21 protein-coding genes are annotated in these 23,299 nt (G+C 69.8%); 4 read left to right on the top strand and 17 right to left on the bottom strand.

From position 1 onward, the window contains the following. Positions 1-74 precede the first annotated feature (74 nt). Positions 75-905 carry an ornithine cyclodeaminase family protein gene (locus tag ADL29_RS37240; RefSeq protein ID WP_078971577.1) on the bottom strand — a complete coding sequence of 277 codons (831 nt, stop codon included), beginning with the start codon at positions 903-905 and terminating at the stop codon, positions 75-77. 457 nt (positions 906-1,362) lie between these two features. On the opposite strand from ADL29_RS37240, the gene ADL29_RS37235 reads away from it, so the two are divergent. Continuing rightward, positions 1,363-2,187 carry an ArsR/SmtB family transcription factor gene (locus ADL29_RS37235; RefSeq protein WP_053927909.1) on the top strand — a complete coding sequence of 275 codons (825 nt, stop codon included), beginning with the start codon at positions 1,363-1,365 and terminating at the stop codon, positions 2,185-2,187. 475 nt (positions 2,188-2,662) lie between these two features. On the opposite strand, the gene ADL29_RS37230 is transcribed toward ADL29_RS37235, so the two are convergent. Further along, positions 2,663-3,721, bottom strand: a complete 1,059-nt coding sequence (locus ADL29_RS37230; protein WP_053927908.1) for an Lrp/AsnC family transcriptional regulator — start codon at positions 3,719-3,721, stop codon at positions 2,663-2,665. A 177-nt stretch (positions 3,722-3,898) separates the two neighbouring features. On the opposite strand from ADL29_RS37230, the gene ADL29_RS37225 reads away from it, so the two are divergent. Then, positions 3,899-5,443 carry an MFS transporter gene (locus tag ADL29_RS37225; protein WP_078971576.1) on the top strand — a complete coding sequence of 515 codons (1,545 nt, stop codon included), beginning with the start codon at positions 3,899-3,901 and terminating at the stop codon, positions 5,441-5,443. Between the two features lie 14 nt (positions 5,444-5,457). Here the strand turns inward: ADL29_RS37225 and ADL29_RS37220 are convergent, their stop codons facing one another. The 5 genes from ADL29_RS37220 to ADL29_RS46190 form a co-directional block, all read right to left on the bottom strand. Then, on the bottom strand, positions 5,458-6,294 hold the full coding sequence (locus ADL29_RS37220) for a carbohydrate ABC transporter permease (RefSeq protein ID WP_053927907.1): 837 nt from the start codon (positions 6,292-6,294) through the stop codon (positions 5,458-5,460). Positions 6,295-6,299: 5 nt separating this feature from the next. Beyond that, a complete protein-coding gene (locus ADL29_RS37215) occupies positions 6,300-7,295 on the bottom strand; it encodes a carbohydrate ABC transporter permease (RefSeq protein WP_425424311.1) in 996 nt (331 codons plus the stop codon). Beyond that, positions 7,292-8,533, bottom strand: a complete 1,242-nt coding sequence (locus ADL29_RS37210; protein ID WP_053927906.1) for an ABC transporter substrate-binding protein — start codon at positions 8,531-8,533, stop codon at positions 7,292-7,294. Before ADL29_RS37210 ends, ADL29_RS37215 begins: the two co-directional genes overlap by 4 nt. A 316-nt stretch (positions 8,534-8,849) precedes the next feature. Then, entirely contained in the window at positions 8,850-9,155 is a 306-nt protein-coding gene (locus tag ADL29_RS37205) for a hypothetical protein (protein ID WP_244319188.1), read from the bottom strand. Positions 9,156-9,170: 15 nt separating this feature from the next. Beyond that, positions 9,171-9,302, bottom strand: coding sequence for a hypothetical protein (locus ADL29_RS46190; RefSeq protein ID WP_281182021.1), 132 nt, complete (start codon positions 9,300-9,302; stop codon positions 9,171-9,173). Between the two features lie 306 nt (positions 9,303-9,608). On the opposite strand from ADL29_RS46190, the gene ADL29_RS37200 reads away from it, so the two are divergent. Together ADL29_RS37200 and aac(6') are read left to right on the top strand one after the other, a co-directional pair. Then, positions 9,609-9,902 carry a hypothetical protein gene (locus ADL29_RS37200; protein WP_053927905.1) on the top strand — a complete coding sequence of 98 codons (294 nt, stop codon included), beginning with the start codon at positions 9,609-9,611 and terminating at the stop codon, positions 9,900-9,902. A gap of 68 nt (positions 9,903-9,970) precedes the next feature. Continuing rightward, positions 9,971-10,456 carry an aminoglycoside 6'-N-acetyltransferase gene (gene aac(6'), locus ADL29_RS37195; protein WP_245689801.1) on the top strand — a complete coding sequence of 162 codons (486 nt, stop codon included), beginning with the start codon at positions 9,971-9,973 and terminating at the stop codon, positions 10,454-10,456. 257 nt (positions 10,457-10,713) lie between these two features. Here the strand turns inward: aac(6') and ADL29_RS42185 are convergent, their stop codons facing one another. The 10 genes from ADL29_RS42185 to ADL29_RS37150 form a co-directional block, all read right to left on the bottom strand. After that, positions 10,714-12,921 carry an SUKH-4 family immunity protein gene (locus ADL29_RS42185; protein WP_078971575.1) on the bottom strand — a complete coding sequence of 736 codons (2,208 nt, stop codon included), beginning with the start codon at positions 12,919-12,921 and terminating at the stop codon, positions 10,714-10,716. A 169-nt stretch (positions 12,922-13,090) separates the two neighbouring features. Continuing rightward, positions 13,091-13,438: a hypothetical protein gene (locus tag ADL29_RS37190; RefSeq protein ID WP_245689792.1), complete on the bottom strand. Its 348-nt coding sequence runs from the start codon at positions 13,436-13,438 to the stop codon at positions 13,091-13,093. Between the two features lie 129 nt (positions 13,439-13,567). Continuing rightward, positions 13,568-14,395, bottom strand: a complete 828-nt coding sequence (locus ADL29_RS37185) for a maleylpyruvate isomerase family mycothiol-dependent enzyme (protein ID WP_053927903.1) — start codon at positions 14,393-14,395, stop codon at positions 13,568-13,570. A 129-nt stretch (positions 14,396-14,524) separates the two neighbouring features. Beyond that, on the bottom strand, positions 14,525-16,447 hold the full coding sequence (locus ADL29_RS37180) for an APC family permease (RefSeq protein WP_053927902.1): 1,923 nt from the start codon (positions 16,445-16,447) through the stop codon (positions 14,525-14,527). 370 nt (positions 16,448-16,817) lie between these two features. Further along, positions 16,818-17,756 carry an oxidoreductase gene (locus ADL29_RS37175; protein WP_053927901.1) on the bottom strand — a complete coding sequence of 313 codons (939 nt, stop codon included), beginning with the start codon at positions 17,754-17,756 and terminating at the stop codon, positions 16,818-16,820. Between the two features lie 119 nt (positions 17,757-17,875). Further along, positions 17,876-18,181: an ArsR/SmtB family transcription factor gene (locus ADL29_RS37170; RefSeq protein ID WP_053928065.1), complete on the bottom strand. Its 306-nt coding sequence runs from the start codon at positions 18,179-18,181 to the stop codon at positions 17,876-17,878. Positions 18,182-18,279: 98 nt separating this feature from the next. Next, positions 18,280-18,783, bottom strand: a complete 504-nt coding sequence (locus ADL29_RS37165) for an SRPBCC family protein (RefSeq protein WP_053927900.1) — start codon at positions 18,781-18,783, stop codon at positions 18,280-18,282. 83 nt (positions 18,784-18,866) lie between these two features. Beyond that, positions 18,867-19,232, bottom strand: a complete 366-nt coding sequence (nirD, locus tag ADL29_RS37160; protein ID WP_053927899.1) for a nitrite reductase small subunit NirD — start codon at positions 19,230-19,232, stop codon at positions 18,867-18,869. After that, positions 19,232-21,871: a nitrite reductase large subunit NirB gene (gene nirB / locus ADL29_RS37155; RefSeq protein ID WP_053927898.1), complete on the bottom strand. Its 2,640-nt coding sequence runs from the start codon at positions 21,869-21,871 to the stop codon at positions 19,232-19,234. The genes nirD and nirB overlap by 1 nt, the downstream gene beginning before the upstream one ends. A 2-nt stretch (positions 21,872-21,873) precedes the next feature. Then, positions 21,874-23,151 (bottom strand): NAD(P)/FAD-dependent oxidoreductase, encoded by a 1,278-nt coding sequence (locus ADL29_RS37150; protein WP_078971574.1) that lies wholly within the window; start codon positions 23,149-23,151, stop codon positions 21,874-21,876. Positions 23,152-23,299 lie beyond the last annotated feature (148 nt).

Below are 23,299 nucleotides of genomic sequence, written 5' to 3'. Positions count from 1 at the left end.
CACCTTGTGCGGAGGTGCCGCCCTCGCCCCTTTCCCGGGAGCGGCAGGTCGGGCGGTCAGGCCGGGTCCTCGTCTCACGCCAGCAGGTCGGTCGTGGTTCCGACGCCCAGCCGCTCCGCCCGCCGGTACGCGGCCCAGGCGAGTGCGAGGTCCTGCCAGGGGAGCCCGACGGGCGCGTAGACGGTTCGTGCCGCGTCCGCCGGACGGCCGGGGTGTGCGCCGCGCAGGATCTCGCCGAGGGTGGCGTCGGCGGCGGTGGCCGGGAGCCCGGCGGCTGCCAGGGCGCCCATGGCGGCGGCCAGTTCGCGGTCGTCCACCACCAGGACGGCGGCCTCGAGCAGGTCGGCGGAGAGTTCCTGCTTGCCGGGTTCATCGGCGCCGAGGGTGGTGAAGTGCTGTCCGGGCCGGGTGTCCGCGAGGCGCAGCAGCGGGGTACGGGACCAGGTCGCCAGCAGCACGGTATCGGCCGCCGCGGCAACCTCCGCCGCCGAGCCGAGCGCGCGCCCGCCGTGCCGGGACCCGAAGCCGGCGGCGCGGCCCGCATCGGTGTCGTACACCACCAGGTCCCCGAACTCCCGCACCCCGCGCAGCCCGCGCACCATCAGCTCGGCCTGCGCGCCCGCGCCGATCACTCCGAGCACCGCCGCGCCCGCCGGGTCGGGCGCGGCCAGGACATGGGTCCCCAGCGCGGCGGCCAGGCCGGTCCGCCAGGCGGTGACGGTGGCCGAATCCATCAGCGCGAGCAGCTCGCCGTCCCGTCCGCTGTGCAGACAGATCACGCCGCGCAACGCGGGCCGGGCGCCCGGGAACTTGGCGTTGACCTTCACCGTGTAGGCATCGACCCCGGGCAGCACACCGGGGATCAGGGCCGTGGCCGTACCGGGGCGGGGGCGGCACCTGTGCACAGGTGCCGCCCCCGCTCTTTCTCCGGGCTCCCCCCTCGGGAGCTGCCGCCACCCCGGTCGGCGCGGGAAGGCGGCTCTTCAACGGACCGCTGAGCGGCCGGTCATTTGCCCATCACCCCCCACGGGATCGAGCAATCCGTTCCGTTCGCACCGCCGTTGAATTGAGTACAGCATTCCTCTCGCCGGCCGGGTGGCGCGACCCGTTTCAACTCTGGCCAAAAGGGCATGGTGACCGCGCGTGTTGGCGTGCATACTCAGGGCGTACCGGGGGGTCACCCAAAGAAACCAAGGTGGGGGTTCGGTGTTACGCGTCCATTTCAGTGGCCTGGATCTGGCCCGGGTGCGCATTGCTGCTCGCCCGGACGCGCTGTGGGAGACCGTATTGAGCTTTCACCGGCTGCGTGACAGACGTGACGATTCGGCATTCGGCAGATGGCGATCGGAAACACGGGGAAGGTTGAATGGCGAAACGCGGCTGCTGGCTCCGCTGGTGCCCACCCGCGGCTATTTCCCCGATTTCCTGACGCCCGCCGAAGGGCACCTCGGCATGGACGAGGCGCTCGAGGCGCTGCGCGAAACCCCGGCCGTCCGGCTGCACGACGAGCTCGCGCGGCTGTCCACCGCCGCCCGCCCGCTCCCGTCCTGGATACGCGACATGGCCGAGGGCAGCTCCCGCTCGCTCGGCCGTCTCGCCGGCGTCCTCCATCGCTATTACGAGGCCGCGGTCGCGCCGTACTGGCCGCGCGTCCAGGGCCGCATCGAGGCCGACCGGGCCACCCGCGGCCGGGCCCTGCTGGACGGCGGCGCGGACCGCCTGCTCGCCTCGCTCCCGCCGATGCTCCGCTGGCGCGCGCCCGTCCTGGAGTGCGACTACCCGGTGGACCGCGACCTCCACCTGGGCGGACGGGGGCTGCTGCTCCTGCCCTCGTACTTCTGCCGCCGCACCCCGGTCACCTTCCACAACCCGGACCTGACGCCTGTCCTGGTCTATCCCGTGGAACACCAGGTGCCGCGCCTCACCCCACCCGTCCCGCCCGAGCGCTCCCTGGGCCGCCTCGTCGGCCAGACCCGCTCCGAGATCCTCCAGGGCATCGGCGTCGGCTGCACCACCAGCGAACTCGCCCGCCGCGTCGATGTCTCCCTGGCCTCCGCCAGCCAGCACGCGACCGTCCTGCGCGACGCCGGCCTGCTGCACACGCTGCGCCAGGGCAACGCCGTACTCCACACCCTGACCCCGCTCGGCGCGGCGCTGCTGCGGGGGTCGCGGCTGGCGGAGGTGTAGCGGAGGCGTAGGGAAGGTGTAGGGGAGGCGGCTTACGGCGGGCCCGGCCCGCGGCCGTACCGAGGGTGCGGTCGGGGTACGGCCGGTCCCCGCCCGTCCGCTGGCTGCGCTGCTCTTGTGTGGCGCAGGTAACCCCGCCTGAAATGGCGGCAGTTGGTTGCAGTTGGTCGCAGTCGGCGGCCGGGTACGGATTTCCGTAGGCAAATTGTCGTACGCGGTGGTCGTATCGGACCTCATCGCGTCCCGTGCGCGTGGCATCCGCGCGCCCCGCGTTCTCGAACCTCGGAATCACACAGTCCGCTATGTTGACCCGCGCCGCCTGCTTCTCATGGCCCCGCACCGACAAGGGATCCGGTTCCATCCGGCTCCAACTCCCCCTAATTTCCGGTGAATTCGCGCTCGGTCTCAGATGTTCCGATGGTGCCTGCGGAAGAACAGAACCTTCCCCTCCGGCAACGCCCGGTGCGGCTCGTACTCAGCCCCGACGGCGGCGGCCGGGGGAGGCCCGGCGGACAACCGGGGCGCCGGGTGTGAGGGGCCCCGCCGCCTTGACGGTGCGCAGCACCGGGGAGGTTTCCAGGGCGCGGATCGCGTCGAGGGTGCCGAGGCGGCGGGTGAGGTAGTGGTGCAACGCGGCCGGGCCGGGGCACAGGGCCTGGGCGACCAGATTCGTGGGGCCGGTGGTGGCGGAGACGAAGGCGAGCTCGTCGTGCCGCGCGAGGGCGGTGGCGACGTGGTCGAGATGCGCCGGCGGGACGGCCATCCACAGCAGGGCCTGGGTGGTGGCACCGAACAGCGTGTCATCGACCTCCACATCGAAGAAGAGCGCACCCGAGGCCCGGAGATCGGCGAGGCGGCGGGCGACGGTGGCCGGCGACCAGCCGGTGGCGGCGGCGAGCTCGGCCTGGCCGGCCCGGCCGTCCTGCGCGAGAACGCGCAGGAGGTCGCGGTCGGTGGGCGCCAGGTCCTTTCCGGGGGACGGGGTCTTCCCGGGGGACGGGGTCTTCCCGGTGGCCGGGGCGCGGGAACCGCCGGATCCGCCGGGCGGCCGGAGCTGGTCTTGCTGCCGACTCGTGAGGGTGTTGGCGCGCCCACGCCAGGCGGTGGGGCCGCCGAGGTAGGTGTGGAGCAGGTAGTGGGAGGAGACCGCCGTGATGCCCGCGGTACGCGGAATGTCGTGCAGGACGAGCGAATGCCCGCTGTCGGCGCCGCTCGGCGTATCGACGACCGCGACGATCTCGGTGCCGCCGGAAGCGAGCTTGACCCATGAGGTGTCGGTCCGCCGGGCCATGGCCTGGGCGAGGTCCTGAGCGGTGTGCGGGCTCGCGGTGAGCCGGACCAGCCACTGGGCCCGGCCCGCGCGGTGCGGGTCGGGCAGTCCGACGACCCGCAGCGCGGCATCGGCCTGCAGCCGCCGGTAGCGGCGGGTCACGGTCTGGGTCGATACACCGAGCGCGGCGGCGATCCGGCTGAAGGGCGCGCGGCCGTCGAGGTGCAGGGCGTGCACCAGGCTGCGGTCCAGGTCATCGAGCATGGCGCCCCCTTGGGATGGATCGGATCCCAGATCCTCGATGGAACAGATCCTCCTCGATGGAACAGATCCTCAATTATCCCGCCTCTTACAGAAGGAATCATCGAAGACGCCGCAACAAGTGGAACACGGGCGCCGCCCCTCAGCACCCTCGGTCTCACACGACGAAGGGAAGAGCCCATGGCGAGCAAAGCCCCCACGGCGAACGCCGTACCGACGGTCCCGGACACGACGGATCCGGCTGCGACGGATCCGGCTGCGACGGCCACCACGGCCTACCGATGGCGCTGGGCCGCACTGCTCACACTGCTGATCGCCGAGGCGATGAATCTGCTCGACGCCACGATCCTGCCGGTCGCCGCCCCGGTGATCCACGCCCGCCTCGGCGGACCGGAGTCCGACATCCAATGGTTCGGCGCCGCCTACACCCTGCCGTTCGCGGTGTTCCTGATCACCGGCGGGCGCCTCGGCGATATCGCCGGACGCAAGCGGATCTTCCGCATCGGCGTCGTGGGATTCGTCCTCGGCTCGCTGGCCTGCGCGCTGGCCCCCTCGGCCGGGATGCTGATCACGGCGCGGGTGGCCCAGGGCATCGCGGCCGCCCTGGTGATCCCGCAGACCATCGGCATGATCCGCAGCATGTTCGACGGCGCCGAACTCGCCCGGGCCATGGGCAGCATCGGCCCGGTCATGGGTCTGGCCGCGGTCTGCGGCCCGGTGCTCGGCGGGGTGCTGACGCACGCCGATCTGCTCGGCACCTCCTGGCGGGCGGTGTTCCTGGTCAATATCCCCCTCGGCGCCGGCGTCCTCGCCGCGTCGCCCCTCCTGCGCGAGGACCGGTCCGCTCACCGGCCGCGCCTCGATCTCCTCGGCACGACGCTGGCCGTCCTCGGCATCGGCCTGACCGTGTTCCCCCTGATCGAGGGCGATACGGCGGGCTGGCCGGCCCGGAACTGGGCCGCCCTCGCCGCCGGTCTCGCGCTCACCGCCGTCTTCGGATACCAGCAGCGCCACCGTGCCCGGAGCGGCCGCAGCGCGCTGATCGAGGCCAGTCTGTTCCGCAACCGCGGCTTCGCCGCCGCCCTGGCCGCGTCCACCCTCTTCTTCGCGGTGATCAACGGACTGACCCTGGTCGTCGTGCTGCAGCTCGAACTCGGACTGCATATCGACGTCCTCCCCGCCGGGCTCACGCTGCTGCCGTGGTCGGGTGCGATGGCGGTCGCGTCCTGGATCGCGGGCAGCCGCCTGGTGCCGCGCTACGGGGCGCGCGTGATGGCGGCCGGGCTGGTGGCCCTGCTGCTGGGCGCCCTGGCAGCCATCGCCGTCTACGCCACCACCCCGGCCACCGCCTATCCGTGGCTGCTGCCCGCCGCGCTCGCGCTCGGCGGCCTGGGGCAGGGGCTGTTCGCCGTCCCGTACTTCACCACCGCCCTGCACCGGGTCCGACCGAACGAAACCGGCTCGGCCGCAGGTCTGCTCAACGCCGTCCAGCAACTCGGCGGCACCCTCGGCACAGCCCTGCTGGGCACGGTCTTCTTCCACACCGTCGCGTCCGGCGACGCGGTGCTGAGCGGCGTCCGGAACGCCTTCTGGGTGGCCGTCGGCCTCATCGTCGTGACCGGCGTCGCCGCCGCGTTCATGACCACACCGGAACGTGGCCGACGGACGCACGCCGACGGACGCACGCCGACGGGCGCGCGATCAACTGACCGACTACGGAAGTGACCTGCCGATGAAGGTCAGTCGTCGATCCCGCTGCGCTCCACCCCCGCCACGATGTACCGCTGGAGCACCAGGAACACGACCACCAGCGGCGCGATCGACACGGCCGCCGCCACGAACAGCTCATGCAGGATCAGATTCTGCGCAGTGGTGAACGTGGACAGTGCCACCTGCACCGTCCACGCCTCCTGGTCCTGCCCGATCACCAGCGGCCAGAGGAAGGCGTTCCAGGCCCCGATGAAGACGATGGTGCCGACCGCCGCGAAGACGGGCCGGGCGTTGGGGACCACGATCCGCCAGTACGTCCGCCAGTACCCGAGCCCGTCCACCCGCGCCGCGTCCTCCAGCTCCCTCGGAAAGCCCAGGAAGTACTGCCGGAAGATGAAGCAGGCGAAGGCACTGAACAGCGTCGGAATGACCAGCCCGCGCAGCGTGGAGATCCACCCGAGCGACGACACCAGCACAAAGCTCGGCACGAACGTCACGGCCGCCGGGACCATCAGCGTCCCCAGGATCGCGTAGAAGACGACGTTGGCGTACCGGTATGGGATCCGTGCCAGCCCGTATCCGGCCAGCGAGGCGAGCACCACCGTACCGAGCGTCGTCGACACCGCGATCACCGTGGAGTTGAGCAGCGAACGCGCCAGGGGCAGGGCCGGGTCCCGGAACACCTCCGTGAGATTCGACCACTGGAGCTCGCGGGGGAAGAACGTCCACGCGGGGGAGGTGATCTCCTGCTCGGTGGCCAGCCCGTTGCGCACCAGCAGATAGAAGGGGACGAGGAACACCATGGCGAGGGCGATGAGCAGCACCCATCGCAGGGCACGCCCGACCCGTGCAAGCCCGTCGTGCATTGCGCTCAGTCCTCCTTCCGGCCGAGGCCGAACCACCGGGCCTGGACGACCGTCGCCAGCGCGATGATCAGCGCCAGGATCACCGCTCCCGCACTGCCGAGCCCGAGGTTCTGATCCCGTCCGAGCGCCGTGTAGTACAGGTAGACCAACGGCGGCCGCGCATACGGCGGATAGCCGCGCGCATCACTCAGCAGGTTGTAGAACTCGTCGAACGCCTGAAACGCATTGATCACCAGCAGCAGCACCACCGCCACGGACGTGGCCCGCAACTGCGGAAACGTGACGTGCCGGAAGACCTGCCAGCCGGGCCGCGCCCCGTCCACCGCCGCGGCCTCGTACAGCTGCGGTGAAATCCGCTGCAGCCCCGCAAGAAACAGAATCATGTAGAAACCGGCCTGCAGCCACAGCCGTACGGTGACGATGACCAGCCAGTACCAGGGCGGGGCGGTGGTGGACAGCCAGGCGGTCTGATCGGCCCCGAACCACCCGAGGACCGTGTTCGCCAGCCCGAACCGCACCCCGTTGAAGACCGACAGCTTCCAGATCACCGCCGCGACGACATACGAGCATGCGGTCGGCAGAAAGAACACCGACCGGAAGAACGCCTGGGCGATGCGCAGCCGGTTGACCATCAGCGCGAGCGAGAGCGAGAGCGCGTATGTCGCCGGCACGATGAAGAGGGTGAACAGCAGGAACGTCCCCAGGCTGCTCAGAAACGCCTCATCACCCACCATCGCCGCGTAATTGCCCAGCCCGACGAAGTCGTTCCCCGTGGGCGTGACGGTGTTGTGCGCGTCGAAGAAGCTGAGGTAGAGGCTCCACACCAGCGGTACGTACGTGAACAGCCCCAGCCCGGCCGCGAACGGACCGACGAAGACCCAGAACCAGAGGGTGCGCCGCTGCGGCCCGAGCAGCCGGGCGGTGAGGCCGGGGGCGGTGCGGTCGGGCGGGGTGCGGTCGGGCGCGGTGCCCTTCGCGACCTGTGACGTACGTACGCTCACTTCGCCGTCTTCTTCTTGGCCCGCTGAAGCTCGGCGTTGACCTTGCGGACGACGCTCTTCAGCTCGCTCTCCGGGTTCGCGCCGTCCTTGATGATCCGGCTCAGCGCGTCCTGATAGACGGTACGGTCCGCGCTGTTCCACAGCAGCGGCTCGGCATGCCCGTACTCCGTCACGAACCGCACCGCCTCCGCGGCCACCCCTTTCTGCAACTGCCCGGCCTTTTTCGCCAGCGAGATCCGCGCCGGAATGTGGAACCCGTACGACAGCGCGAAGTCCTGCTGGAAGTCACTGCGCTCCACCCACAGCCACTTCGCGAAGGCCTTTGCCTCCTTCTTGCGCCGGCTGCGCGCACTGACGGCGGAACCGTAGGCACCGACCGGCACGGCGGGCTTCCCGCCGGCCCCGTCCTTCGGGAACGGCAACACCCCGAAGTCGTCGCCCAGCGCCTTCTTGACCGCCGGCAGCGCCCACAGCCCCGACCACTGCATCGCCGTCAGCCCCTGGATGAAGGCGGCCGGATCGGACCAGTCCGTGGGCGCGCCCAGCAGCAACGACTTGTCCGCGTACAACTGCCGGATCTTGGCGAACGTACGAGCCGCCGCCGGATCATCGAACCCGACCTTGCCCTCCTCATTGATCAGGCTCAGCCCCGCCGCATGCAGCGGCGTCCCGCTGAGGACCCCCACCCCGCCGTCGTTCCCCAGGAACAGCCCCTTGGTCTTCTTCGTGCTCAGCTTCCCCGCCGCATCCACCAGCTCATCCAGCGACTGCGGCGGCTCGACCCCCGCCTCCCTCAGCAGACTCTTCCGGTAGAAGAGCATCTGCATGTCAACGACTTGCGGAATGCCCCATACCTTCCCCTGCCAGATCTTCGGCGCCAGCACCGCCTGGTGGAAGTCGTCCTTCACCGGCTCGATCTCGGCCGTGAGATCCTCGACCTGCCCGCCCTGAATCTGATCCAGCAACGGCCCGTTGACCTCGAACACATCGGGCCCCGAGTCGGTCAGCAACGCGGCCGCCGTCTGCCGGTCGTAGTCCCCCGGCCGCCACTGCACCGTCACCTGGGCCTTCTTGTACGCGGCGGCATACCGCTGCACGGCCTGCTGGGTCCCGGGCTCGCCGTACTGGTGATACCACTGACTGATCGCCGGCCCCGAACCCCCGCCGCCCCGCCCGGTGTTGGACCCACACGCGGCAAGGGCCCCCGCGGCCGCAAGACCACCACCGGCGGCCAGCATCCGCCGCCTGCCGATGCCGCCCCCGGTCCCGCCGTTCTCGCTGCTTCCACTGCCTCTGCTGCTTCCGCTGCTCCTGCCCATGTCCGTATCGCCCCCTGTGGTCATGCCGTGGTCGTGGACCCGAGGTGATCGTCGATCGGTGATCGTCGATCAAGGTGTGGTGCGCCCGACCACTGTGCCCCACGCACGTGAAAACCGCATTGCACCTTTACGAATCGGTTTCCGACGGGCGCTGCCACCAGTTGGGCGGCAACGCGGCACTCAGGGCATCGGATAGGCAGCAACCACCCTCACGGCATCGGATAGGCAACCGCCCTCACGGCATCGGATAGGCAACCGCCACCTGCATCCCACACGCGTCACACCAGAACGCCCACCCATTGGCATCCACCGCATGCGACCCGCACCCCATGCACGGATCGGACACGAAGTTGGCCAGCTGCATCCCCTGACTCGTCCGGCGCGGCGCCGCCTGCCGCTCCATCGCGTAGCAGGGGATGCACAGCCCACCTGCCGTACCGGGCAGCTTCATGTTCCGCAGCTCGCAGTGCGTACAGCGCATTCTGCCGACGTACTCGGGGGGCAGCGCCCGCAGCCGGTTGCCCTCACGGGGGGTCGTCACGTCGTCGTCCGCCTCCTACGCCGGGACCGTGCCGGTGCCCATGCACCGGGAGCATTGCGTCGTGGTGATGTGGCCGCTCTGGGTCTCCCACTCGACGGTGCCGTTCCCCTGGCACTCCTCGCACGGCACTTCGGGCGGCATCGTCATGCCCCAAGAATTCCACGACCGATTACGCCGCGTCAGTGCGTTGTCACTACCGCCCCAACCTCTGTGGGAACGGACAAGGCCGGACGTTGGACCTTCGAGCTGGACGCGACTGGCTGAGCCGACGCCGAGTGAAGAAGTCACCCAGCACCCCCAGTTGGCTCTCTCCTTGGCTCATTCCCCGGCTCTTTCCCTGGCTCCCTCCTTGGCTCTCTTCGCACCGATGACGACGACCGCTCGACCCCGTACGGTCATTCCTCTGCGGGCCGCGACGGGCGCGGCCACCGCCGCCAGGAGGCAGACCAGACCATGCGCCGCATCGCCACCACCCTCGGCACCCTCACCACCGCCGCACTGCTCGGCCTCGCCGTACCGGGCCCCGCCCACGCGGCCAACGGCTTCCTCGTCATCGACGGCCGCCCGGTCATCCACCCCAGCGGCTGCTACGAAAGCACCGACACCCCCACCACCGTGGCCAACCGCACCCACGACGCCATCGCGTACATCTTCACCGGACCCGACTGCACAGGCGACATCGACACCGCCGTCCAGCCGGGCCGGCTCGCCGAGTCCGACACCGGCGCGAGCGTCTGGATCGACTGAGGAGCGGGCGGGCCGGCTGCGTACAGAGCGCAATGGCCGAACCAGCCGTGCACTTGAATACCCTCGTGATCAAACCAACCGGCGAACTCCGCGGAACCGACATCCTCCTCCGCCCGGTGCAGGACACCGACACCGCAACCCTCGACCGCATCGTCCGGGAACCGGCGGTCGCCGCCTGGTGGTCGCCACCGGACGACTACGCCGACATGCTCGCCATCACCCACTCCGGCAAGGTCATCGGCGCCATCCAATTCTCCGAAGAGACCGACCCCGAATTCCGCCACGCTGGCATCGACATCTTCCTCACCACGTCCCACCACGGCCAAGGCCTCGGCACCGACGCCGTCCGCACCCTCGCCCACTGGCTGATCCACGAACGCGGCCACCACCGCCTCACCATCGACCCCGCCGCCGCCAACACCGCAGCGATCGCCAGCTACCGCAAGGTCGGTTTCAAGCCAGTCGGCATCATGCGTGCGTACGGGCGCGACTACCGGACGGGAGGTTGGGCGGACGGGCTGCTGATGGATTTGCTGGCGGATGAGCTGACATGAGGGCGCAAAGCCCAACCAAAACAGCACCAGCCGCTCCCCAGGACCAGGGCGCCAAACGCGCCCTGGACAGTCCGAGCCACCCGCGCCAACTCAGCAGCGACGGCATTGCATCATTTTCACGGGCCCGAACGGTACAGGCGATGTCGACATCACCGTCCTCGCGGTCGGGTTCGCCGAGTGGGATGGTGAGTGCGCAAGGTAGTCACCCGGAGTCGAGGCTCCGGCAAGGAACCCCCACTTCAATGTCGACCAGTACGCTATTCCGCCTCTATTTCCTCCAGCATCAAGTCGTAATCCTCTGAGAGGGAATCAAAGCCCGCGAATTGACTCTCCCAGAATGGTTCCCCCGCCGCGCCCGGATCGACTGTATGGCACCATTCTTTAAAGCTCTCAGCGAGGTCGAACATCTCGTACTGTCCGGCGACCAAATCTGAGCAGAGTGCTGTGTGATGAAGGATCAGCAGAATGAGGAACTGCTCGATGCTGCTGCCGGCCAGGTGGATTTCGGAACGATCGTGATTGGCAATGAATACCTTGCCCGTTGCGCCGTCGAGGAGAATTTGAAGGCTGCCGAGTTGCCCAAGACCCGATAGAAGGGTCGAGCCTTCTTCGATCAGTCGCAGTCCGTCTGTGCTGAGGTCTGTTGAATGCAGGCCGCCGATGCCGTGTGAGACTGGCCAACCGATCTGGGTAAGAAATCTCCGCGTCCCTTGATCTTGAATCGATGACGGAACTGCGTTTTCGGGGATGGGGCGACAAGCGGAAGATCTGAATGCGCCCCGGTGCTCGAGCCATTCGCGGGAGAGGGGGTCCGTGGATGGCAGTGGCCAGGGCAACGGCCTTGGCGCAACCTGCGTGAGCGGACCGGGCACGAACAACTCGTCCCAAGGTTCTCCCGGCAAATTCTCCGTTGCTTTCTCATTCACCAATGCGGCGAAAAGGCCACCGAGTCCGGCGAACACCCACAGTGCAGATCCGGAGTTCTGTTCGGCTTCGCCGAGCCGGACTGCATCGTGGATGGCACGAGGGGCACGGGGGACTTGAGGGCACTGTTCCCCTCTTGATTTCCACCCATTGATATTGATGGCATATCGAACCCCGGGAAAGGGACTGCCTGCGGATTTAACAGGTATATCCTGCTCAAGTAGACGAGGGTCATCCAGCAATCTGCCGGTCCAGGCGTCCCAGACGCGGCATTCATACGGCTCACCATCGAGTCCGGATGAATTTGTCTCCCGCCATGTGGTCACGGCCCAGGACTCACCATGAGAGGCCGCTCGCAGATTCTCGACATTTCCTGAATCTGGAACACCTGACCCACCGTGGCCGGGCAAACGCCAGTGCGACCAGACAGTTCTCCACGGCAGTTCACCCGCTTCCCTCAACAGGGACGTCGCCAATGCGGTGTCATCGCGGCTCAGTGCTGCGTGATGCAGCCACGAAATCCATTCTGCCTGGGTGGCAGGTTGCACACCCTGTACATGCAAGTAATGGATATCTGCAGCGATACCTTCTGGCGGAACTCCGTGCGGATACGCCAGGTGCAGCGCCTGCAGCATGCTGTACCAGTGAGCATGGGCGATGAACTTCGCGTCACTCAAGAATTCTTCCAGCCGGCCCGCCAGCGCCGCATGCAAGGGGAGGGTATGTGTGACGTAGGTCTGTACTGGGTGATTCTCGGATTGTTGTCCTGCTTGCGGCCACAGCTCCCACAGCTCCCGTACCACAGCACTCTGTTCGCGTCGGGAAAGCGGGAATTCCTTGCGGATGGCCTGATGCGCAGAATCATCCACGCAGCGCACGGCGTTGCCATGGTGGCCGCGCTCAATGGTCAAGATCTGGCGCCACGATTCTGCAATTTGCAACAGATCGTTCTCATGGAAAGATCGCCCTGCAAGGGCTCGCACGACGGTCATCCACACGGATGTCGGGGTGCTGCGCTGTTCCAGAGCTCCGAGACCGGCCAGAATCTTCTTTGTCTCTTCCCGGGGAAAGGGAGAGGAGTGCAGGATTTGCTGGAGCGGGGGAATATAATTATCCGGATCGGAATGCGGTGTCAACTCTACCGCTACGCCGAAATCATGCATCAATTGCGTGCGAACGGAGGTATTAATGCGCTCGGGCTCTGAGGAGGTGAGAAACGGACCTGCCCATCGCGCGTTATCCAGATAGATCGTCGACGTGGCCCCGGGGTTCTCAGCCGCCCGGCGGGCGACCTCCTTCATCACTTCATGGGCCGTGCGCCCATGGCAGTCCACATGCCAGAACTGCTCGCCGAACGACTTCTCCTCCGGCTGCTTCTGCTTCTTTTTCACATCATCGGTGGGTTCGCCCGCGCGCAGCTTGGCGAGGCCGTTGACCAGTCGGCTCACCGAATCGCTGAAGTCGTCGCCGAGCTTGACGAAGTTGGTGCCCTCCGTCTTCAAGGACTCGACGTCGGTCTGGAAGCCGCCCGCCCCTGCCACAACATCCCCCCGTGTTGGCAACGGTTACTTAAAGTGTTCTCCATGCCAGAGCTTCGTAGAGGGGGTTGACAGCCTGCCAGGAGCTCCGGCCCGATGCCGACCCCGGTCGGGCACCTCAGCGTGGCATACACCTCATATCGGCCCGCGCCCCTACGGGAGTTGACGATGCTCAGGCGTGGGGACGAAATTTCCGGCGGTAGAGCGCGATCGCCGTCTCCGAGGGGAAGTTGGGAAGGTATGCGAGGGCTCCGTCAATCTTGGAGATGACCAGATTGCTGCCACCGAAAGACGGAGGTGTGCTGGGGTCGGCGGGCTGGGGGAAGACGGCGTAGATGAGGTAGCCGATGTCGAACTCCTCCACGTGGAGGGAGCCAGGGGTGCCGTCTTCGGAAACCGGTCCGAAGCGGGTACGGGCAGCTGCCAATGCTTCCTCGGCGCTGGCCGGCACCGGGATGTACTCCGGCTGGTAGGGCTCGTGGGCCTCATGGGATTCATGGGATTCATGGGGCTGTGTCATGTGGGCCTTCGCTTGGAACAGAGGGGAGAGTCGACTCCTGGCATCTTGCCCCGTGGCGCTGACACACAAGAAGCAGCTCCCCGCCCAAGCGCAGCCGTCGGCGCCCGAATCCCACGGCTCCCTCCCCCCTCACGCAAAGATCACCTCCGCCAGCCAGAACTCCAGAAGCTCCGCATCCCCCTGGATCTCGAACGTGTCGGAGTCGGCGGGGCGCCGCCCGTAGACCAGCAGCAAGAGGTCCGTCAGTGGTGCCCTCACCGACACCGCGGCCGGTCCGGTGGAGTGGCGCCAGGCGAGGGTGTTGCCGGTGAGGTCGACGAGCCAGTCGGGGGTGGCCGAGGGCGGGGCGTCGGTGGCGTGGAAGTGGAGGGTGCGGCCGGGGCCCAGGAGGGCGCGGCGTTCGGGGTGGTGGTCGAACATTTCGGGGAGGGAGCCGAGTTCCATCCATTCGTCGAGGGCGTCGAGGGCTACGCGGTGGTCGACGGTGAAGTCCGTGCCGAGGGTCTGGGTGGTGTCGGCGCGGTGGATGAGCGTTTCGTGGGCCATGCGGCGGGCGAAGAAGCGGGTGGTGCCGGAGGGGAGTGGGGTCCAGATGGGGGTGTCCGGGCCCGCGGTGCGGAGGGTTTCGGCGAGTTGGCGGGCGCCCTGGGTGAGCCAGATGGCGAGTTCGGCGGGGGATTGGGTGGTGTCGCGGGGGAGGACGCGCAGGGCGGTGTCGGGCGGGGGTTGGGTGGCCCGGGTCCGTACGATCTCGTCGACCCAGCGGTGGCCCTCGCCCAGATGCCGTAGCAACTGGGCGAGGTTCCAGTCCGGGCAGGAGGGTACGGAGGCGGCGAGAGCCGCGCCTTCGACGGGCCCCTCGGCGTCGGTGAGGGCGGATGCCAGGAGGTCTGCCAGGAGGTCTGCCTGGTGGGCGATTTCGGTGCAGTGGTCTCCGTAGCTCAGTGTGAGATTCATGTAGCTCACGGTAGAGGGTGCCACTGACAATGCACCGTCGTGCTGCCCTGCCTCGTGCGTGCCGCTGCCCTGCTGCCCTGCTTCTCGCGCCGCGCTGCCCTGCTGCCCTGCCTCTTGCGTTCCGCTGCGCTACCGCCTCCCGTCGCGCCCGGCCGGCTCGAGGCGGAAGCGCAGTCGGCAGATCGCCGCATCGGTGTTGCGGCGGACCGCATGGGCGACGACCGCGCCCCGCTGGTTCTGGAGCAGGCGCTGCCACACGTGGGCGGGTTCGGCCTCGGGGATGAGGACGGTGACCCGGGTGCCGGGCCGGCGGGCGGCCAGGTCGCGTACGTAGTCGGCTATGGGGCGGCCGATGGAGCGGGTGGGGGAGGGGAGTTCGAGGAGTTCGACGCCGGGGTTCCAGAGTTCCCAGTCGCGGCGCAGGGCCTCGGCGTCCGGGCGGTCCTCGGGGGTGTTGTGGGTGACGGTGACGGCGACCACCTCATTGCCCAGGGACACCGCCGCGTTCAGGGCCTCGGAGGTGAGGAGGGAGAGGTGGGACACGGGGACGATGACGAGGGAGTGGGCGGCGCACGGGGGTTCGGGGACGCGGCCGAGGCCGATGCGTTCGGCGATCCGGGCGTAGGCGCGGTGGACGGCCTCGAAGGCGAGGACGAGGAGGGGGAGGGCGACGACGATCAGCCAGGCGCCCTCGGTGAGCTTGGTGGCGGTGACGATGACGGCCGAGACGCCGGTGAGCAGGGCGCCGAAGCCGTTCAGGGCGGCCTTGGCGCGCCAGCCGGGCGAGCGCTCGCCGCGCCAGTGGCGGACCATGCCCACCTGGCAGATGGTGAAGCCGACGAAGACTCCGATGGCGAAGAGGGGAACGAGGGTGTTGACGTCGCCGCCGGAGAAGACGAGGAGGGCCGCGGCCACGGCGGCGAGGGCGAGGACGCCGTGGCGGTGTACCTGGCGGTCCGCCTTCAGGCCGAAGACGTGGGGGAGGTAGTTGTCGCGGGCGAGCAGGCCCATCAGGACCGGCAGGCCGCCGAAGGAGGTGTTCGCGGCCAGGGCGAGCAGCACCATGGTGGCGAACTGGACGACGTAGAAGGCCCAGTTGTGGCCGAGGGAGGCATCCGCCAGCTGGGCGAGGACGGTGACGCCCTCGACCGGCTGGAGGTGGAAGCGGCCGATGAGGAGCGACAGGCCGATCAGCATGACGCCGAGAAGGACACCCAGGGCGGCCTCGGTGCGCTGGGCGCGCTTGGCGGCCGGGGCCCGGAAGGCCGGCACCGCGTTGGCGACCGCCTCCACGCCGGTCAGCGCGGAGCAGCCGGAGGCGAACGCCTTCAGGAGCAGCAGGGCGCCGACGGCGGTGGCGTTGTGGGCCAGGACGGAGGCGTGTCCGTCGGCGGTGACGGTGGAGGCCGGGGCGTCGCGGAAGAGGCCGACGACGACCATGGTGAGGATGGCGGCGATGAAGATTGCGGTGGGGACGATGAAGGCTTTCGCGGACTCGACGATGCCGCGCAGGTTGATTGCCGTGATGAGGACCAGGACGGCGAGGCAGATCCAGAGGCGGTCGTCGTAGAGGGCGGGGAAGGCGGAGGTGAGCGCCGCCACGCCCGCCGTCACCGATACGGCGACGTTCAGGACGTAGTCGAGGATCAGCGAGGCGGCGGCCACCAGTGCGGTGCGACGGCCCAGGTGGGTCTTGGCCACGGCGTACGAACCGCCCCCGTTGGGGAAGGCGGCGATCACCTGGCGGTACGACGCGACCAGTACGGCGAGGAGCGCGGCGATGGCCAGGGTGACGGGGAGCGTGAAGCCGAGGCCGTAACTGCCCGCCGCCGCCAGGACCAGGACGATCGACTCGGGACCGTAGGCGACGGACGCCATCGCGTCGAGGGAGAGGGCGGCCAGGCCCTGGAGGGCGGTCAGCCGGTGGCGGGCGTCGGGGTCCGGGGCGTCGGGGGTGGGGCGTCCCGCGGGGGGCTCGCCGTTCGCCGCGGTCTCCGTGGCGGTATCCGGCGGTTCCTCGGGCCGGCTGTCGGGCTGGGACACCATCGACATCGTTCGTCGTACCTCCGTGCCGCGATGGGCTGCTGAGCTGAGCTGGGTCGCGCGGCGTCTGTGCTGCACTGTCAGTGCCCTCGTGCCGGCTCAGCACAGCGTGTGGGGTACGGAGGCCCTTCGCTCCCCGCCCTAGCGTCCCCTTGGCGGGCGAAAGGGTGTTCTTCACGGAACCTTGACGGCGGAATCGCGTTCTTGACGGCGGGATCGCGCCGAGCGGTGCCCCGTGAGCGATACGTCAGCGCGGCGTCAAGGTTCCGGGCCGCGGTATCAGCGCCGTATCAGCGTCTGCGCTGCCCCGGCCCCGCGGTCTGCGCTGCCCCGGCCCCGCGCCCCTGTCCGAAGCCCGGGTCCGCCGGACAGGCCCTGCCTAGCCCGCCACCCCCGCACCCGCATACCGCACCCCGGTGAGCTCCTCCGAAGCGGCCCAAAGGCGCTCGCCCGTGGCGTCCTTCTTCGTCCACGGTGCGCGGAAGGACGGGGCCGGGGCGCCCCGCAGGCCGCTCCGGGGGCCGATGAAGGAATCCGGGCGCATGTGCGGGGCGGTGGCCGCGCAGAGAGTGCCGAGGGCGCCGCCTTCGGGGGACTGGGCGATGAGGCGGTTGCCGAGGTCCACGACGCGCTCGGCGGAGGTGCGGCCCTCCATTCGGACGCCCGCGGTCTGCAGGTTGGTGGCGGCGTAGCCGGGATGGGCGGCGGCCGCGATCACCTGGGAACCGGACGCCGCCAGCCGCCGCGACAGCTCGTGGGTGAACAGGAGATTGGCGCTCTTGGAGCGGGCGTAGGCGATCCAACGGCGGTAGGAGCGTTCGCTGTTGAGGTCGGAGAGATCGATGTCGGAGAGGGCGTGCATCATGCTGGAGACGGTGACGATGCGCGCGCCCGGTGTGGCCAGCAGCCTGGGCAGCAGCAGGCCGGTCAGGGCGAAGTGGCCCAGGTGGTTGGTGCCGAACTGCATCTCGAAGCCGTCCGCGGTGGTCCGGTACGGCAGGGCCATCACGCCCGCGTTGTTGATGAGCAGGTCGAGGCGGTCACCGTCGAAGGTGTCCAGGCCGGCCGCGAAGTCCCGTACGGAGGAGAGATCGGCCAGGTCCAGTCGGCGGAACTCGGCCTCGGCGGCGGGTACTTCGGTGCGCAGCCGGTCCAGCGCCGCGCCGCCGCGCGCCTCGTTGCGGCAGGCCAGCACCACGCGGGCGCCGCGCCGGGCCAGTTCGCGCGCGGTGACGTAGCCGATGCCGCTGTTGGCGCCCGTGACGACCACCGAGCGGCCGGTCTGGTCGGGGATGTGGCTGGTGTTCCACCGGGTCACGCCGTACTCCTCGGTAGGGGGGCACCAGCGTACGCCCCGGCCCCAGGCGTCACCCGTCTTCTGTCACTCGTCTCCCGTCTCTCGCCTTCCGCCACTCGCCTTGTGCCACCCGCCTGTCGTCATTGCCCTTCCGCCAGGCGCTTGATGGCCGTCAGCCGGGAGTCCCAGTCGGCGGCGACCCGGTCCATCCACCGGGCGGTGACCCCGAGCCGCTCGGGTATGACCCGGTAGCGGGACTCACGGCCCTCCCGGTGGCCGGTGACCAGGCCGGCCCGGTCGAGGACTCCCAGGTGTTTGACGATGGCCTGGCGGCTGACCGGCAGCTCCGCCGCCAGGACCGTGGCGGTCGCCTCACCGCGGTCGGCGAGGGCGTCGAGTATCCGGCGGCGGGTGGGGTCCGCCAGCGCGGACAGCACCTCCGCCACGGCGTCCGTCCGTGCGTCGGGGCCCGTGCCGGGGCCCGTGCCGCTGCCGGATCCCGCGTCCGAAGCGTGCGAAGCATCCGAAGCGTGTGAAGCCTGCGTCATGCCGCGAGCCGCTCCGCGTACTGCTGGATGTTCTTGACCTGGGCGGACCAGCCCTCGGAGTGGCTTTCGTACGAGGCGGTCCTCTTGCGCTCCTCCGGGATGTGCAGGCCCGCGAAGCCGCTTTCCACCACGCGCAGCCGGGTGCCGTCGCCCTCCGGGGTGAGGGTGAACTCGACGAGGGTGGAGTTGCGCTCGGTCGCCACGTCTCCGGGGTGCGCGCTGGCCCAGCGGTACGAGAAGAAGCGCGGCGGGTCCACCGTGACGATCACGGTCGGGAACTGGCCGTACTCGCCGTGGTCGAGGTGCATGATGCCGCCCGGCCGCAGGTCGACCGGGGTCGGCTCGCCCTGTCCGAACCATGAACCGACGTGTTCCGGCTCGGTGAGGACGGACCACACGCGTTCGACGGGCGCCGCGATGGTGATCTCCCGCTCGATGCGGTCGGGGGTGGAGGGGGAAGCGGAGGTTGAGGTGGAGGTGGTGTCGTCCGGGGTGTTCATGGGAGCTCCCGCCATACAGGTACCGATGTCGTGCAACTCAAGAGTTGCACGATGGGCGGGAAGGTGCAACCCGAGGGTTGCGTTTACGCGTCCCGGGCGTCCCGGGTCCGTACCCGGTACGCCGGCACGGACACCGAGGGATCGTCCAGGCACGCCCCCGTGGCGAGGTCGAAACGCTGCTTGAGCAGCGGCGATGCCACGAAGGGGCGGTCGGCGGAGGTGCCCGTCAGGCCGCGCGAGAGGACCTGGGCGCCGGTGAACGGGTCGCGGTTGCCGATGGCGTAGGTCCGGCCGGCGCGGTCGATGAAGAGGGCGGCCTGGGTGCCGTCGGGGAGGAGGGCGGCGACGCCGCGTCCCGGGGTCAGACGGTCCAGGGGGCAGACGGCGAGCCAGCCGTCGGAGCCGAGGATCTCGACGGTGGCGGTCGCGGTGGCGGTCGCGGTGGTCATCAGGCAGAGGTCCCTTCCAGGGTGCGAATGGGCAGTGTCGGGCCGGCCAGCACCGTCAGGTCCGGCTTGACCTGGTCGCGCTCGGGCACGAAGCGGACGGACGGGTCCGGGGCGTCGGGGGCGTTGACGAAGGAGACGAAGCGGGCCAGCCGCTCGGGGTCGTTGAGGGTCTCGGCCCATTCATCGCGGTAGTGGGCGACATGGGCGGCCATCAGGGCCTCGAGTTCGTCGCACAGGCCCAGGGAGTCGTGGACGACGACATCGCGTACGTGGTCCAGGCCGCCCTCGATCCGCTCCAGCCAGGCGGAGGTGCGCTCCAGGCGGTCGGCGGTGCGGATGTAGAACATCAGGAACCGGTCGATCAGGCGGATCAGCTCGGCGTCGGACAGGTCCTGGGCCAGCAGGTCCGCGTGCCGGGGGTCGGCGCCGCCGTTGCCGCCCACGTACAGGTTCCAGCCGTTGGAGGTGGCGATGACGCCGAAGTCCTTGCCGCGGGCCTCCGCGCACTCCCTCGCGCAGCCGGAGACGGCGGACTTGAGCTTGTGCGGGGAGCGCAGGCCCCGGTAGCGGAGTTCGAGGTCGATGGCCATCCGGACCGAGTCCTGGACGCCGTAGCGGCACCAGGTCTGGCCGACGCAGGACTTCACCGTGCGCAGGGCCTTGCCGTACGCATGCCCGGACTCGAAGCCGGCGTCCACCAGGCGGGTCCAGATGAGCGGCAGCTGGTCGACCCGGGCGCCGAAGAGGTCGATCCGCTGACCTCCCGTGATCTTTGTGTAGAGGCCGAAGTCGCGGGCCACTTCGCCGATCACGATGAGCTTTTCCGGGGTGATCTCGCCGCCGGGGATGCGCGGCACGATCGAGTACGAGCCGTTGCGCTGGAGGTTGGCGAGGAAGTGGTCGTTGGTGTCCTGGAGGGCGGCCTGTTCGCCGTCCAGGATGTAGCCGTCGGCGCCGACGGACGGTGCGAGGGAGGCGATGATCGAGCCGATGGTGGGCTTGCAGACCTCGCAGCCGTCGCCGCCCCGGGCCTCCGGCCGGCCGTGCGAGGCCAGCAGCTCCTCGTACGAGGTGAGCCGCAGGGTGCGGACGATCTCGTAGAGCTCGGCGCGGCTGTGCGGGAAGCAGGCACACAGGCCCTTGTCCACGGTGACGCCGCTGGCCTCCAGCTCGTCGTTGACGAGGGTGGTGAGCGCCTTGACGCAGGAGCCGCAGCCGGTGCCGGCCTTGGTGCACTTCTTGACCTCGGGCACGGTGCCGCAGGAGTGCTCGGTGACTGCGGAACGGATCGCGCCCTTGGTGACGTTGTGGCAGTTGCAGATCACCGCGTCGTCGGGGAGGGCGGACGGGCCGAGGGCCACCGGGCCGCCGGTGCCGGCCGGCAGCACCAGCTGTTCCGGTGAGACCGGCGGTACGGTGCCGGTCAGCGGCCGCAGCGTGCCGTACGCCTCGGCGTCGCCGACCAGGACGCCGCCCAGCAGCGTGCCGTCCTGGGCCACGACCAGCTTCTTGTAGACGCCGGAGCGGGAGTCGGCGTAGACGACGTCCAGACAGCCCTCCGTGGCGCCGTGCGCATCACCGAAGGACGCCACGTCCACGCCCAGCAGCTTGAGCTTGGTGGAGAGGTCGGCGCCGGCGAAGCCGTCGGTTCCTTCCCCGGCGATGGCGGACGCGGCGGTCCTGGCCATCTCGTAGCCCGGCGCGACCAGGCCGTACACCCGGCCGTCGCAGGCCAGCGCGCACTCGCCGATCGCATACACCGCGGGGTCGTTCGCCGTACGGCAGTCCGCGTCGACCACGATGCCGCCGCGCTCGCCGACCTCCAGGCCACAGTCCCGGGCCAGCTGGTCGCGCGGCCGGACACCGGCCGAGAAGACCACCATGTCGGTGTCGATGCGCGAGCCGTCCGACAGCTCCATGCCGGTCACCGCGCCGTCCTCGCCGGCGGTGATCTCCTTGCCGCCGACGCCGGTGTGCACGATGACACCCATGTCCTCGATGGTGCGGCGCAGCGCCTCGCCGCCGCCCTCGTCGACCTGTACGGGCATCAGCCGCGGCGCGAACTCGACGACATGCGTCTCCAGGCCCAGGCCCTTGAGCGCGCCCGCCGCCTCCAGGCCGAGCAGACCGCCGCCGACCACCGAGCCGGAGGGGACGTCCTGCTTTTGCATCAGACGCTGTGCGAACTCCTCGATGGCGAGGAGGTCCTCGATCGTCCGGTAGACGAAGGTGCCCTTGTGGTCCTTGCCGGGGACCGGCGGCACGAAGGGGTACGAGCCGGTGGCGAGCACCAGCTGGTCGTACCGGACGGTGAAACCGGAGCGGGCGGTCACCGTGCGGGTCTCACGGTCGATGGTCTCGGCCGGGTCGCCCAGCCGCAGTTCGATGCCGTGCTTCTCCATGAAACCGGCCTCGACCATGGACAGGTCCTCGGGCGAGCGGCCGGCGAAGTACGAGGTCAGCTGGACGCGGTCGTAGGCGGGGCGGGGCTCTTCGCAGAGCACGACCACCCGGGCCCGCTCCGTGACGCCCCGTTCGGCGAGCTCCTCCAGGAAGCGCTGGCCGACCATGCCGTGCCCGATGAGGACGACGGTGGGACGGGTGGTGTCGGTGCTGGTGGGGCTGGCGGCTGCGGCCATGATCAGAAGCCTCCGTCGGTGGTGAGCAGGTGGAGCAGGGGGGCTGCGGGGAGCTGTTCGTCGCCCTCCCAGGTACGGGCGAGCGCGCCGACAGTGCCGAGATCGCCGAGGAGGATGCCGCCGACCAGCCGGTCCCCGCGGACGACGACCTTGCGGTACGCGGTCCGGGTGGCGTCGGACAGGCGGACCACGTCGTCGCCGGGAAGCGGGGTGGTCTCGCCGAAGGCGGCCAGGTCGAAGGGGGCGGTGGGGGTCCGGTGACCGGCGAGGGTCAGCCGGGTCAGGGCCCGGGTCCCGGTGTACGGGGCCGGGGCGGGCGGGGGACCGGTCAGGACGCGGGCCAGCGCGTCGGCCTGTTCCTGGGCGGCGCCCGCCAGGCCGTAGACCGTGCCGTGGTGCTCGGCGCAGTCGCCGACGGCGAAGATGTCCGGGTCGCTGGTGCGGAGCGAGTCGTCGACGCGGATGCCCCGGCCGATGTCGAGACCGGCGGCGCGGGCGAGCCCGGTGCGCGGCCGGACACCGCAGGCCAGGACGACCAGCTCGGCGTCGAGGCGGTAGCCGTCGGCCAGCTCCACGGCCCGTGCCGCACCGTCGGCGGTCTCCAGGCCCCGCACCCGGCACTCCGTGTGCACCTCGATGCCGAGCGCGGCCAGATACTCGCCGAGCAGCCGGGCGGCGTCCGGGTCGAGATGACGCTCCATCAGATGCTCACCCTGGTGCGCGAGCACCACCTGGGCGCCGCGCCCGGCCAGCGCACGGGCCGCGGAGACCCCGAGCAGACCGCCGCCGATCACCACGGCCGGGGTGCCGGGACGCGCCGCGGCGGCCAGCGCCCGGCAGTCGTCCAGGGTGCGGAAGGGGTGGACGCCGTCCGGGAGATCGTCCGGGAAGCCGTGTCCGCGGGCGGCGAAGAGGCCGCGCAGCGGCGGGAGGACGGGGTTGGCGCCGGTGGCCAGCACCAGCGCGTCGTACGGGACCTCGCGGCCGTCGTCGCAGACCACCCGCCGTACGTCCCGGTCGATCCGTACGGCACGCACGCCGCCGCGCCAGTCCACCGCGCCGCCGGGTGCGGGCAGCGCGATGACCTCCGGTGCGTAGCGGCCGGCCAGCACCTCGGCCAGCAGCACACGGTTGTAGGGCGGGTGCGGCTCCTCGCCGATGACGGTCACGGTGACGGGGGCGGCGGCCGCGCCGGAGCCGGTCCCGGCCGTCAGCCGGCGGGCGAGCCGGGCACCCGCCATGCCGCCGCCGATCACCACCACACGCGTTGTCGAGGTCATGTTCGACAGATTGCGGTCCGGCTGTTACCCGCCCGCATCCCTCCTGTTTCCCCCGCGGAACGCTGACCTCAGTGGCGGGCCGGGCGGCCTGTGAGGCGGAGGCATACAGATACCGATGAGTACGGGCACCGATGAGTACGGGTACTCA

It is taken from the genome of Streptomyces chattanoogensis (assembly GCF_001294335.1).
Lineage (GTDB): Bacteria > Actinomycetota > Actinomycetes > Streptomycetales > Streptomycetaceae > Streptomyces > Streptomyces chattanoogensis.
The sequence above is the reverse complement of the archived record's forward strand: the minus strand, read 5'-3'. Positions and strand labels throughout refer to the sequence as shown.

Excerpts from the sequence above, each read along its gene's own strand:
- ADL29_RS37230 (WP_053927908.1), bottom strand. The coding sequence starts at position 3,721 with ATGCTCGATGACCTGGACCGCAGCCTGGTGCACGCCCTGCACCTCGAC.
- ADL29_RS37225 (WP_078971576.1), top strand. The coding sequence starts at position 3,899 with ATGGCGAGCAAAGCCCCCACGGCGAACGCCGTACCGACGGTCCCGGAC.
- ADL29_RS37220 (WP_053927907.1), bottom strand. The coding sequence starts at position 6,294 with ATGCACGACGGGCTTGCACGGGTCGGGCGTGCCCTGCGATGGGTGCTG.
- ADL29_RS37210 (WP_053927906.1), bottom strand. The coding sequence starts at position 8,533 with ATGCTGGCCGCCGGTGGTGGTCTTGCGGCCGCGGGGGCCCTTGCCGCG.
- ADL29_RS46190 (WP_281182021.1), bottom strand. The coding sequence starts at position 9,302 with ATGACGATGCCGCCCGAAGTGCCGTGCGAGGAGTGCCAGGGGAACGGC.
- ADL29_RS37200 (WP_053927905.1), top strand. The coding sequence starts at position 9,609 with ATGCGCCGCATCGCCACCACCCTCGGCACCCTCACCACCGCCGCACTG.
- ADL29_RS37190 (WP_245689792.1), bottom strand. The coding sequence starts at position 13,438 with ATGACACAGCCCCATGAATCCCATGAATCCCATGAGGCCCACGAGCCC.
- ADL29_RS37185 (WP_053927903.1), bottom strand. The coding sequence starts at position 14,395 with ATGAATCTCACACTGAGCTACGGAGACCACTGCACCGAAATCGCCCAC.
- ADL29_RS37180 (WP_053927902.1), bottom strand. The coding sequence starts at position 16,447 with ATGTCGATGGTGTCCCAGCCCGACAGCCGGCCCGAGGAACCGCCGGAT.
- ADL29_RS37165 (WP_053927900.1), bottom strand. The coding sequence starts at position 18,783 with ATGAACACCCCGGACGACACCACCTCCACCTCAACCTCCGCTTCCCCC.
- nirD (WP_053927899.1), bottom strand. The coding sequence starts at position 19,232 with ATGACCACCGCGACCGCCACCGCGACCGCCACCGTCGAGATCCTCGGC.
- nirB (WP_053927898.1), bottom strand. The coding sequence starts at position 21,871 with ATGGCCGCAGCCGCCAGCCCCACCAGCACCGACACCACCCGTCCCACC.
- ADL29_RS37150 (WP_078971574.1), bottom strand. The coding sequence starts at position 23,151 with ATGACCTCGACAACGCGTGTGGTGGTGATCGGCGGCGGCATGGCGGGT.